Here is a 12,236-nt window from a genome sequence, read left to right as displayed (position 1 = left end):
CTTTTGCAGAGCAATGCAATGAAGGCGTTGCAGGATTTTTATTTATGAATCGAACTTTCAATCATCGGATAATGATACTGGAGTGGTGCTCAATCGCGCTTTTCGCATTGGGTATGCTCTATGGGGTTTGGAACAGACAGAATGTGGCGTTGGTAATATTGGGCGTCGTGTTCGTGTTCCTCACAATCGTTGCGCTGGAACGTGCGGTGCACACGAGTTATGTGCTTACCGAAGATGGGAAACTTATAATCAACAGAGGACGTTTCACTAAGACGAAGACCATTCTTCTGACCGACATTCAGGACGTAAGGGAAATGCCGCTGGCGTTTGGTCTGGGCAGTTTCGTACTCATAGAAATGAAAAACGGAAGAATGGAGAGCGTTCAGCCCGACAATAAGGAAGCATTCATAAAAGCAATTCAGAAACAATGATGAGACTAAGACATATCTATGCCGTGCTGCTGGGCGTACTGCTTGCCGCCAATGTGGAGGCGCAAGTCTATATAGACAGCACAGAAGTGGCGCGAATACTGGGCAGGCAGCCTGCTAAAACTGTCGCCGCGCCGGAGATTTCCATTGAAGACGGCGAGGGGGAAGATGACGCAGGCTTTCCCGATTTCCAGACTGACGCACGGCTCTCGTGGAAAGAGAATATTAAGGCGCGTCTGGACGGAATACTTCAAGGCAACCTCGTGGAGACAACGCAGGTGGGCGTGATGGTCTGGGACTTGACAGACGACAGCAGCCTTTATTCCTACCGCGAGCGGATGCAGATGCGTCCTGCCTCAACAATGAAATGCGTAACTGCCATTGCCGCACTTGACAGACTTGGAAGCGACTATAATTTCCGAACGAGTATCTATTGCACGGGCGACTCCGTGGACTCCACGGGCGTGCTGAAAGGCGACATATACTGCGTGGGAGGAATGGACCCGATGATAAACTCTACTGATATTAGTGCCATTGCAGACAGTATCAGGGCGATGGGCGTGCGGACAATCAACGGCAGCATCTATGCCGATCTGTCGTTCAAGGACAGGGACCGGCTCGGGAACGGATGGTGTTGGGACGACAAGAATCCTACGCTCACACCTTTATTATACGGCAAGCGCGACGAATTTACGGCACGGCTGCGCAGCCGATTGCGCGAAATGGAAATATCGCTGAGTGGCGGTGCAGGCGAAAGAACGCTGCCGGGCAATGCCAAACTCATAGTTTCCCGAACGCACGGCATAGCCGAGGTGATGCGTCCGATGATGAAACAGAGCGACAATCTCTATGCAGAAGCAATGTTCTATCAGATTGGCGCAGCCGAAGGACGCAGATGGAGTTCGGCAAAGCAGAGTGCGGCGTACATCAACGGATTGATACGCAAGGTGGGACTGACGCCGAACAACTATAATATAGCCGATGGTTCGGGGCTGTCGCTCTACAATTATGTCAGCCCCGAGCTTGAAGTGCAGCTCCTCCGTTATGCTTTTAAGAACAAGAACATCTATGACACGCTCATCGAGACGCTTCCGATAGCAGGCGTGGACGGAACTCTGAAAAGTCGGATGAGGGGCACGGCGGCGGCAGGCAACGTGCGTGCGAAGACCGGAACCGTTATGGGGGTAAGCTCGTTGGCGGGCTATCTTACGGCTTCCAACGGTCATCAGCTTTGTTTTGCCATCATCATCAACGGTGGCATGAGGAACGGACCGATGCGGAATTTGCAGAACAGAATCTGCGTGGCATTAAGTCAGTAAAACGTTTTGAATATGGAGAGAATAAGAATATTCGTAGAAGAGCTGTTGAGTTCTATGGGAGTGGCAGACAATAGCGTTGCCGTTATCCGCCATATTGTTTTGGTAGTGGGCACGATATTGCTCGCTTGGCTGCTGGACTACCTCTGCCGGAAACTCGTTGTGCCTGTTTTGCTCCGTATCACTGCGAGGACGAAAGCAAAATGGGACGACATCGTGTTTGATAGGAGCGTCATTTGCACGGCCTGTCACATTGTGCCTGCCATAGTTGTATGGGAGTTTCTGCCGATGGTTTTCTATCAATTCCCTACCATACAGGAGATATTGACAAGGCTGACGGCCGTATATATTACCGTGAATGCGACGCGCCTGATGGTAAAAATCATAGACAGGTTCCGTTTCCTCAACACAAAGGCGGGAAGTTCCAGCAGTCAGTATCTGAAATCCTTCTGTGGAGTGCTGAAAATCGTGATGATATTCATTGCCGTTGTTGTGGTAGTCGCCATACTGATAGACAAGAATCCGATGACGCTCTTTGCCGGTCTGGGTGCTACTTCCGCTATTCTTATGTTGGTTTTCAAGGATACAATAGAAGGATTGGTGGCAGGAGTGAGGCTGACGAGCAACGAAATGGTGCATATCGGCGACTGGATTACGGTGCCCGGCACGCCCGTAGACGGCAATGTGATTGACATCACGCTCACAACCGTCAAGGTGCGGCAGTTCGACAACACGATAACCACCGTGCCGCCACTGACGCTTGTGAACGGAACGTTCCAAAACTGGAAAGGTATGCAGGAGAGCAACGGACGGCAGGTAAAGCGTGTCGTTTACTTCGATGTTCGGAGCATTCGTGCAGCCGACGAATCCCTGAAAGCGCATCTTGCTGAAAAAGGCTATCTGAAGTCCGAGCGGATGGAGGGCGATGTGGTGAATATGGGGCTTTTCAGAACCTATCTGGAAAGCTATCTCCGTGCCCACGAGGAAGTGAACTCGGAAATGACGGTAATGGTTCGCCAGAAGGAAGCAACGCAAAGCGGCATTCCCGTGGAGCTTTATTTCTTTGTCCTGAACAAGGAATGGGTGTCTTACGAAGGCATCGTGTCGGATATTCTCGAGCACGTATATGCTTATGCCAATGAATTTGGCTTGAAGATTTACGAGCAGTTTCCCGTGCAGTAGGCACGGTTTATCCCGGTTTGGGATAAGTAAACAAGAAGCCAAGTGAACGAGCTGACAAGTAAGTTTCTTCCTTTCCTGATAGTTTCATCTGTAATTTGCCTGTTCTTCTCCTGAACATACAGAAATAAACTACCTGCCAGCTTGTCTCTCTGTCTCCTCATCCTCTTGTCGGCTGAACCCGAAATCGGGCGTTATTTCTTCTTATAGACGATATCCATATCGTGCTGATTCAGTTCCTTGCCCTCCTTGTCTATGCTGAAAGTGTCGTTGAGTTCGGTTTCCTGTCCCTCAAAAACGCTTTTGCCGTGGATGACAACCGTACTGTCGTTCACTTTTGTCCACTTGTCGTAGGGCAGCGTTTCCATATTGATGGATGCAGCCTCGCCGTTTTCCTTCAGTTCCACGCCCATTTCTATGGAGTCGCCAACGGTAAACGTGGTATATTTTCCGACGAGACTGACCGTATCCTTCTTCGCTTCTTCCTCACTTCCCTTTGTATCCGTGTTCTTGCAAGACACAAATGCCGAAAGGCAACCGACTGCAACGCACGCAAACAGTATTTTTTTCATCTTCGTTGATTTTATGAATTAAACTTAATTGCAAAGTTACTAAAAAACACAGAACGGCTCCCTATCTTACCATTAAATAATGTGTGTTTTATGAAATAGTCGGTATTAAGAGTTTGAATCAGAGACTCTTTTATCATTTATCCCCTTTGAACATAAATATTAGTAAATTGTTGAAAATCAATGAATAAAAGATAAACTTGTAAATGTGCGAAGAATGCGTTCCTTTCTTGCGAAGATTGCATTGCGTTTTTGCGAAAATTATAAGACATTCTTCGCACGTTTGTAAATCGTGTCTTTATCGGGTTGAATCCTTTTTTGTTTCATCGTTGGAAATCAATTTGGAGGATGGATGTAATTGGGACGAAAAACTTTGGAAAATAATAGCGTGGCGGCAAGATAAATTCAACGGACAGATATAATGTGTACATTCCTTTCGGCTTGGATTTGATGGACGGATACGAAAAAGGGAGCGCAGAATGTGCGCCCCCAATGAGAGATTTTACTATTCTATGGAATTATTTGTTTAGAAAGTCTGCAGAGTTTTTGAGCAGGGATTTGAGGAAATCATCCTTTACGAGCTTTGTCAGTTTTCCAATTTCCCCTTGTACGAGTTTGCGTTCATTGTCATCCAACTGACTTGAATGCTTGCAAAGGTCGTAGATGGTGGAAATATAATAGGAAGTGGTGTTTGCATCGGGATATTTCTCCACTAACTGTTTCATCGAATAAAACGTTGAAAGCCAGACAGAATTGCCCATTTCCTGTGAGCGGAGCAGTTGGTCGTTTACTTTGTATTGTGGACTGGACTCACGAATTATTTTGTTTACGTCTTCTTCCCAGTCTTTTGATTTGGCTTTTTGTTTTGCCAATATTTCCTCTACTTCGTCCAGCGATATTGCCTTCTCTATGCTTTGGACTACGTATGGTTTCTCTTCCAAGAAGCTGTATCCAAGAGTTGGGAATGTCATCTTTTTAAAAATCTCTTTATCTGTCTCTTTGTTTCCTACCGGACGCACGTCATAGGTTTCAATAATCTTTCCTCTTATGCTGTCGTTTCCTTTCGGAGTGTCCCATTCCAACGAATAGGCATAGCGCATTGTGCTGTCCTTAACATCTTCATAGCACGCCAGCCGCACGTTGTCGTAGTGCTCTCCGATAATCGTCCTTATGTGCTTTGCATACACGATACTTGCTACTCCATTGCCTTCTGTGCCATTTCGATGAATGGTATTGTAGGCATTGTTGTCGTCTTTATTGAAAGCCTCTTCCAGTTGTTGCACGCGACGGAACTCGTTGTTCGGAAGTCTGAATTTATAGATGTTGCAATATATCTTCAAATTCTCCTTGTAATCGAGTTTGGATTTAGATATAAAGCTTGTAGGCTTCACTTCCTTGACAAATTTCTTGATGGCACTCTCTATGTTTTTTTGCGCTTGGGCGGTAAAAGGGAGTGCAAGCAATGCGATGATGATGATTGATTTGAAATGTTTCATAATTGTATGATATTATTGGTTTCTGTTTGTGATTTTGTATAATAAGCGGATCCGTTTTCATCATAGGCTATTCTATATCCACGCGCCTGCATCGTTGCATTCTGAACTTCCAGTTGCGCCTCGATGAGTGCCCAGTTGATATTCGCATATTCTCGTGCAATCTGCTGTTCGATGCACCTTTTGTTAGTCTTCGGTGCATCTTTTTCAGTTTTGTTCTTTGCTGAAGTTTTCTGCGTTTTATGCTGTTGGATATCGGTTTCTTCTGCATTTTTATTGTCGTTCTCGGCAGTCAGTTTTCCATCCTTTGAATCAGTCGGATGCTTTTCTGCCGTGGAGACTTGCTGCTCTACGGCTGAAGCTTCTGTTTTCGTATAGTCCTCGGTTCTTTTTTCGTCCGTGATAGCCAGATTATTGTCAGGCTTTTCATTCATTATCTGTGCTTTTTCCTGACTGGAAAGAGACTCTTTGGCATCTATATTTTCGTTGTTGAGCGAAGATTGTTCGATTCTTGCAGTTTCCTTTGGGTTGTTTCTCGTCTGCAAGACGAATACCGTGGCACCCAACAGTAGGAATATGCAGGCAGCAACGGCTATCCGTTTCCAGATGAAAATAGGAATCAGAGCTTGTTTGTAGTCTTCTTCCTCGTTCAAGGGCAGTTCTTTCATTCCGTTGTCGAAGTAGGCAAACATTGTTTTATAGTCTTGCCATTCTTGTGGAATGTGCTCCGTGGTTCTGAAGAACTCGCCCAGTTGCTGCTCTTCTTCCACCGTTGTTGCTCCGTTCATAAACCGTTCGAGCAGTTCGGCTATGTAATGTGTTGATTTTTGTTTCATTGTTTGTTCCTCCTTTTTATGTCCTCCAACAATCTTCTTCGTGCTCTGGCAAGCAGCGTGCTTACCGATGTCTCTGCAATGCCCAGTAGTTGTGCTATTTCCTTATTGCTTCGCTGCTCCACCTGCCGCATCATCAGAATCGTATGCTCCGTGTCGGGCAGTTGGTCTATGCGTTGTTGCATCCATTCGTCGTTTTCCTTGTCTTCCAAAGTTTCGGCAGGCGATGGCTGCAGTAGTGTTATCTCCTTTCCGTTCAGGTTGTCAAGTATCGGCTTTCTGTGAAGACTGAGCGTCAGGTTGTGGGCAATTCTCGCCGTAACGGCTTCCAGAGAGTTGAATCTTTCAAGTTCGTCGTGCATTTGCCACAGACGGAGCATAGCATCCTGTGCTATGTCTTCGGCCTCTTCCTTGCTGGCTCCCGCCCCTCTGCTGACCTTTTGTGCCAGACTTCTCAGTTGTGGAGCCAGTTTTGCAAATGCTTCTTCTTTCATTACTCGATTATTGGTATTACAGTTAGAAGACGCACGAAAGGTTGATTTTCAAACTCTGCTTAACGTTTTTTAGTCTTTTTGTGAGTAAAATAGCAGTTTTTTTGTCATATATATATGATTTAAAATATTAATTATTATATTTGTATGCTAAAAAATGGTTTAATGAAAGTTAGATTTATGAATAAAAAATTTTTTTTTGCCTCTCTTTTGGTGGCAATGGCTCTGCAGGCACAGGCCATTCGTCCTGTAAAGAAGGCTTGGCCTATGGCACAGAGTGATGGAACTACGGTAACTGTATATGTTCATGGGCATAGTGGTGTTGATTTCTATACTACTATGGATAAGAAAATCTTACTAGCAAACGAGCAGGGAGACTTGTGTTATGCGCTCATTGAGAACGGTAAGTTGGTGCCATCTGCTTATATTGCGCATGAGGCAAATGTTCGTTCCGCTGAGGAAAAAGCGTTTTTGGAAGAAAACAATGTTGCAGATAAACTCAGTGAAATGAGGAAAATCGCTATTCGTGGGAGACACAAGATGTCGCATAAAGTTATCTCTGCTTCTACGGAAGATGGATTAGGACGTTATCAGCAATCTGGTATGGGAGCTTTGAATAGTATAGGTCAGGCAAATATTCCCGTTATTATGGTGGAATTTTCTGATGCAACTTTCAAAGAGGGCAATACGATAGAGAAAATGCAGCGCTATTATACCGAAAAGGGCTACAAGGACGAAGCAAATTGCAAGGGGTCGGTACGCGATTATTTTTTGTCGCAGAGCCGTGGAATGTTTGATCCCAACTTTAAGGTGGTAGCAAAGGTAAACGTAGGCAAGCCATATAAAACTTATGGACGCAATGTAAATGGTAATGATGTTGCGGTTGAAGATCTTGTGCGCGATGCTGTCAAGGCTGCCATTGCCCAAAATGTGGACTTTAATGAGTTTAAGGATGCACAGGGTAATATACAATTGGTAACAGTTCTCTATGCAGGAAAGGGTGAAGCTACCAGTTCTAATCAGGCTGACTTGGTTTGGCCATGCCAGTTTGACTTTAATAGTTGGGAGAATATAGAAGGCTTTCATTTCAATGGGGCTTTCGTAGGTAATGAACAGGACAATGATGGCAGCCTTATGGGAATGGGAGTATTCTGCCACGAACTTGGTCATGCACTTGGTTTGCCTGACTGGTATTGCACACTTGCGTATGGTTATAGTGGCGACGATGCCTTTGGTAATTGGTCGATAATGGATACTGGAGCTTATGTATACGACGGCAATGCTCCAATTGGTTATACGGCTTACGAACGTTCTTATTTCGGTTGGCTGAATATACCGGAACTTAAGGACACGACATTCGTAACACTCACTTCTCCAGAACGTCTTGATGGAGAGATGGCAGTGTTGATACGCAATCCTAATAGTAGTAAAGAATATTTTATTCTTGAGAATCGCCATCCGGGTACTTGGTATCCAAAGATTGAGGGATATGGACGTAATACTTATGGGAGTGGCTTAATGCTAACTCACGTTACCTACGACAAGGACGCATGGAAAACGAATACACCAAACAATGAACAGTATGCCAAGCGTGCTTATATTATTACAGCAGATAAGCAAAAACTCGATTATAGCGCATCTGAATCGAACCTTTATGGTAATGGTGTGAATGAGATTATTTCTTTACCACTTTATGATGGAGCATCTCTCTCAACTACACCTATCTATAATATAAAAAAACATACAGATGGTACTATCACTTTCCACTATCTTACGCCAACAGCTATTCAAAATGTTGTAACAGAAGATGTAAAAGGTAATGATCTATATTATGATTTGCAAGGACGAAGAATCAAAAATCCAATTCGTGGTATCTATATCAAGAATGGCAAGAAAGTTATTGTGAAATAGATTGTTTTATATTAATTATTTTTAAAAAAGAGAACTCTCCTTTTCCGATATGATTCGGGAAAGGAGAGTTTTTTATCTATTTATTCATTCATTCGTTTGCTATTTTATCTTGAACTTGGGAATCTGTTTGTTAATTCATTCCTTTGTTTCCTTATCTCTTCGAGTTTGAGATTAATCCAAAACTTGATTATTTTGTAAAACTTGATTACCAAAAAACGCACAAAATTTTTCATCAATCCAGAGAATGACAAGGCTTGTTTCTATGATTGGAAGCTGTTTTTCGCATTCTTGGATTGCAAATCTGCGAAGACGGCAATGCGTTCTTGCGAAGAATGCAAATCGTTTTTCGCAAGAATGTAAGCTGATTTTGTGAAGAAAAAGAACGGAAATAGGGTTGTTATGTCTGATTTATTGTTCTCTTTGGGAAGTTTTTTGCGAGAATTTATTGCACAATATTAGTGTTTTGGATGATAAAGTGTTGATGAACAGGTGGCTGCGATTGCACATTCATAATTCGTGTATTTGAAAAACAAAAATATTTTGTTCAAAATAATGAAGTTATGAAAGGACTTTTGTCAAGAAAATTCGCCGTGACGGCATCGAACGAAAAGCAATGAAGTAGGCTGATGAAAGACTAAACAATGTTTAATACTTGGGAATATGCTTGTTTTTTGCTAACTTTGCAAGTATCACAAAAATAAAGACTGCGGGTTGAAGAAAAAGGCTCGGCGATGAGACCTTGAGGTGCTTTCAGCTCGTTACTTTGTAACCTTGTCTACTTAAAAGCAACAATATGAACGTAGAAGAACAGCGTAGTCGTTTGGAAAGTGAAGATGGATTGAGCAGAACATTGGGTATGCAATTCATTTCAACGCCCGAACCTGACACATTGATTGGTAAGATGGCGGTAGACGACCGCAACAAACAGATATTTGGATTCCTTTCCGGCGGAGCAACTTTGGCACTGGCGGAGAATGTTGCCGGCGTAGGCTCTATGGCGTTGTGCCCGGGAAAGATGGCATTGGGCATCAACGTGAGCGGAAACCACGTGAAGGCAATGCCTTATGGGGGCACGGTTACGGCTTTCGGCCGCATTGTCCATAAGGGAAACACGCTGCACGTTTGGCAGATTGACGTGAAGAACGATGCCGGAGAGTTGATTTCCGCCGTTCAGGTAACGAACTATGTTATAGAACCACATAATAAATAAAGGAGAAACAAGGGCTTTTCTATGAGTTCTTTTGCTTTATACAGGCTGCCTTTTGCAGAGCAATACACGAAAATGGTTCAGCATTCCGAACCCATCGTGCTGTTGTCCGTCAGCGAACTGAACGGACGGGGTGGCTTTGTTATTGCTCCTTTCAGCCCTTCCGATGAGTGTCCTATCCTTCTGATGCAGCCCGATGAGATGCAGGTGATGGAGATTCCGAAGACGGACGATGCTTCGGAAATTGTGGATGCACGTAGATTGCAAGGCTCCGATGAGGCAAATCGGGAAAGTTATCATTGTGATTTTTCCTTGTTTCATCAGCAGTTAAAGACCGGGAATTACGCTAAGCTCGTGCTTTCGCGCTGTGTTTCCGAACCATTGCAGAAAGGTTTGGAGGCAGAAGAGATATTCTTTCGTGCCTGTCGATTGTATCCTCGCCAGTTTGTGGCAATGTTTTCCACTCCGAAATCGGGCACTTGGCTGATGGCAACGCCCGAAATTCTGTTGGATGGCAATGCCGATGCGTGGCGGACGATGGCGTTGGCAGGTACGATGCAGCATTGTGAAGAGGGCGTCGCTTGGTCGGAAAAGAACAGGGAAGAGCAGCAGTATGTGGCAAGATATATCAGAGAACAGCTCGAGGAATATGCTGAGGCGATTCAGGAAGACGGACCGTACACCACGCAGGTTGCCGACTTGGTGCATCTGCGCACGGATTTTGTGTTCAGGTTGAAACGTCAGGACGCAATAGGCAGTCTTTTGGAGTCGCTTCATCCTACGCCTGCCGTATGCGGAATCCCGAAGGAGGCTGCGCGCGGTTATATCCTTGCGACTGAATCCTCGCACCGTCGCTATTATAGTGGCTTTGCAGGGCCGCTTGCTTTGCAGGGCGAGACGCATCTGTATGTGTCTTTGCGTTGTATGCAGTTGGAGAATGACAGTTGCAAGTTGTATGCAGGTGGAGGAATCCTCAGGGAAAGCACGGAAGAGAGCGAATGGAGGGAGACCGAGGCAAAGTTGGCCACAATGCGGCAGCTCTTGCGTTGAGATGCTTTTTTCCTACAATACTGTGTTAATAGAATCGTTTCAATACGGATAATATACAAATTAAGCCCTATTATAATAATGTATAGCAACAAAGAAAATGTAAATATTCTCACTTCACTATTGGTTGAGTTCGGCATCAGCAAGGCAGTTGTTTGTCCCGGTTCGCGCAATTCGCCGATTGTTCATAACCTTTGTGAATGCAAGGAAATCGATTGTTTCTCGATTACCGACGAGCGTTCGGCAGGTTTCTTTGCAATAGGTGTGGCGTTGTCCGAGCACGAGCCGGTGGTGGTTTGCGTTACTTCCGGCTCAGCTTTGCTCAATCTGGCACCGGCTGTTGCCGAAGCGTATTATCAGAATATTCCTCTTGTTGTCGTTTCTGCCGACCGTCCGCGGCAATGGATTGGTCAGCAGGATGGTCAGACCATTGAGCAGGTAAACGCATTGTGTCCGAATGTCCGCAAGAGTGTGAATATCCCGGAACCCAATAGCGAGGAAGAGCGTTGGTATTGCAATCGTCTGGTAAACGAAGCATTGCTGGCGAGCACGCATTATGAGGGTGGCCCGGTGCATATAAACGTTCCTCTCAGCGAACCCTTGTTTGAATATACGGTAAAGAAACTGCCCAAGGAACGCCGAATTTCGCATTCTCTGCCTGAAGGAGACTTAATTTCGATGGCTGATATTGCAGCGGAATTTGCCAAGGCGAAGAAACCTATGTTGGTAATTGGGCAGGTTTCGGCAGACGAAATAGGGGAGGCCATTGGGCAGATAGGCCGATTGAATGAGCATACGGTGGTATTGTATGAGAAGCTCGCTGACGATTCCATTTCGCCGGCATTGCATTTCGATGAAGTATTGTCGGCTTTTGCCGACGACGACGGATTGCGTCCCGATTTCCTTGTATATACCGGTGGAACGATTGTCAGCAAGCGTTTGAAGAAATTCTTGCGTGGTTGCAGGGACATTCGTTCGGTGTGGCTCGACAAGCGGGGCGAAGTCTGCGACACGTTTATGAATCTCACGGATGTCGTTCAGGGAAGTATAGGCGACTTTGCCGAGATGCTGGCAGACGAAATGCAGGGAAAGCAGCCGAATGCTTTTGCCAAACGGTGGAAGAAGGAACTGGCACTTGCAGCGCAGTATGCTGAAGAGTATCAGCCCGACTACTCGCAGATGCTGGCTGTTAAACGCTTCCACGAGTGGCTTCAAAAGAGCGACAGCGACGGAGAAATGGTTTACGGAAACAGTTCTGTCGTCCGTTTGGGAAACATTTATTCCGATCAGTACATATATGTGAACCGTGGCGTGAACGGAATAGAAGGCACGTTGTCTGTCGCTGTCGGTCTGTCGGTGGCGCGGAAAGACTATGAAGACGTGTATTGTGTCGTTGGAGACCTGAGTTTCTTCTACGATCAGAACGCCTTATGGAACAAGAATCTTGATGCAAATCTCGGTATTCTGCTGCTGAACAATGGAGGAGGAGGCCTCTTCCGTCAGTTGCCCGGTTTGGAGAAGTCGCCTTATCTCGATGAATTTGTGGGTGCAAGCCACGACGCAACGGCAGAAGGCATCTGCGCCGAAAACGATATTGTTTACCTTTCGGCGCACAATACCGTTGAATTGGAGAGAGGACTGGAGGCGTTTTTCAGCAGCGAGGAAGGCCCGATACTGTTAGAAGTCTTCACGGATGCCGAATTTGACGCGAAAGTTATAAAGGATTATTACGAGGGATATAAGAAGAAAGTAATGAAGTAAT

At 45.3% G+C, this 12,236-nt stretch carries 11 protein-coding genes; 7 read left to right on the top strand and 4 right to left on the bottom strand.

Annotated elements, in window-relative coordinates:
* Window positions 1-44 precede the first annotated feature (44 nt).
* The 3 genes from P150_RS0105375 to P150_RS0105365 are packed head-to-tail and all read left to right on the top strand — an operon-like array spanning window position 45 to window position 2,926.
* On the top strand, window positions 45-431 hold the full coding sequence (locus P150_RS0105375) for a PH domain-containing protein (RefSeq protein WP_028896792.1): 387 nt from the start codon (window positions 45-47) through the stop codon (window positions 429-431).
* Window positions 431-1,747, top strand: coding sequence for a D-alanyl-D-alanine carboxypeptidase/D-alanyl-D-alanine-endopeptidase (dacB, locus tag P150_RS0105370; protein WP_028896791.1), 1,317 nt, complete (start codon window positions 431-433; stop codon window positions 1,745-1,747). The genes P150_RS0105375 and dacB overlap by 1 nt, the downstream gene beginning before the upstream one ends.
* 12 nt (window positions 1,748-1,759) lie before the next feature.
* Entirely contained in the window at window positions 1,760-2,926 is a 1,167-nt protein-coding gene (locus P150_RS0105365; protein WP_028896790.1) for a mechanosensitive ion channel family protein, read from the top strand.
* 191 nt (window positions 2,927-3,117) lie between these two features.
* Here P150_RS0105365 and P150_RS0105360 read toward each other — a convergent pair whose 3' ends face one another.
* From P150_RS0105360 to P150_RS0105345, 4 genes are all read right to left on the bottom strand, one after another.
* The gene (locus tag P150_RS0105360) at window positions 3,118-3,495 is read right to left on the bottom strand and encodes a lipocalin family protein (RefSeq protein ID WP_028896789.1); all 378 of its coding nucleotides are present in this window, start codon (window positions 3,493-3,495) and stop codon (window positions 3,118-3,120) included.
* A gap of 515 nt (window positions 3,496-4,010) precedes the next feature.
* Window positions 4,011-4,988, bottom strand: a complete 978-nt coding sequence (locus P150_RS16865; RefSeq protein ID WP_028896788.1) for a hypothetical protein — start codon at window positions 4,986-4,988, stop codon at window positions 4,011-4,013.
* Window positions 4,985-5,821, bottom strand: a complete 837-nt coding sequence (locus P150_RS0105350; RefSeq protein WP_028896787.1) for a hypothetical protein — start codon at window positions 5,819-5,821, stop codon at window positions 4,985-4,987. The genes P150_RS16865 and P150_RS0105350 overlap by 4 nt, the downstream gene beginning before the upstream one ends.
* Window positions 5,818-6,312: an RNA polymerase sigma factor gene (locus P150_RS0105345; protein WP_028896786.1), complete on the bottom strand. Its 495-nt coding sequence runs from the start codon at window positions 6,310-6,312 to the stop codon at window positions 5,818-5,820. The genes P150_RS0105350 and P150_RS0105345 overlap by 4 nt, the downstream gene beginning before the upstream one ends.
* A gap of 162 nt (window positions 6,313-6,474) precedes the next feature.
* Here P150_RS0105345 and P150_RS0105340 point away from each other — a divergent pair, with 162 nt between their 5' ends.
* The 4 genes from P150_RS0105340 (at window position 6,475) to menD (ending at window position 12,235) form a co-directional block, all read left to right on the top strand.
* Complete coding sequence (locus tag P150_RS0105340) at window positions 6,475-8,220, top strand: M6 family metalloprotease domain-containing protein (protein WP_231477578.1); 1,746 nt, start codon at window positions 6,475-6,477, stop codon at window positions 8,218-8,220.
* 793 nt (window positions 8,221-9,013) lie between these two features.
* Window positions 9,014-9,430: a PaaI family thioesterase gene (locus P150_RS0105330; protein ID WP_028896784.1), complete on the top strand. Its 417-nt coding sequence runs from the start codon at window positions 9,014-9,016 to the stop codon at window positions 9,428-9,430.
* A gap of 21 nt (window positions 9,431-9,451) precedes the next feature.
* Complete coding sequence (locus P150_RS0105325) at window positions 9,452-10,477, top strand: isochorismate synthase (protein WP_028896783.1); 1,026 nt, start codon at window positions 9,452-9,454, stop codon at window positions 10,475-10,477.
* Between the two features lie 78 nt (window positions 10,478-10,555).
* On the top strand, window positions 10,556-12,235 hold the full coding sequence (gene menD / locus P150_RS0105320) for a 2-succinyl-5-enolpyruvyl-6-hydroxy-3-cyclohexene-1-carboxylic-acid synthase (protein WP_028896782.1): 1,680 nt from the start codon (window positions 10,556-10,558) through the stop codon (window positions 12,233-12,235).
* Window position 12,236: the final 1 nt, after the last annotated feature.

The sequence above is a fragment of the Prevotella sp. HUN102 genome (genome assembly GCF_000688375.1).
Lineage (GTDB): Bacteria > Bacteroidota > Bacteroidia > Bacteroidales > Bacteroidaceae > Prevotella.
The sequence above is the reverse complement of the archived record's forward strand: the minus strand, read 5'-3'. Positions and strand labels throughout refer to the sequence as shown.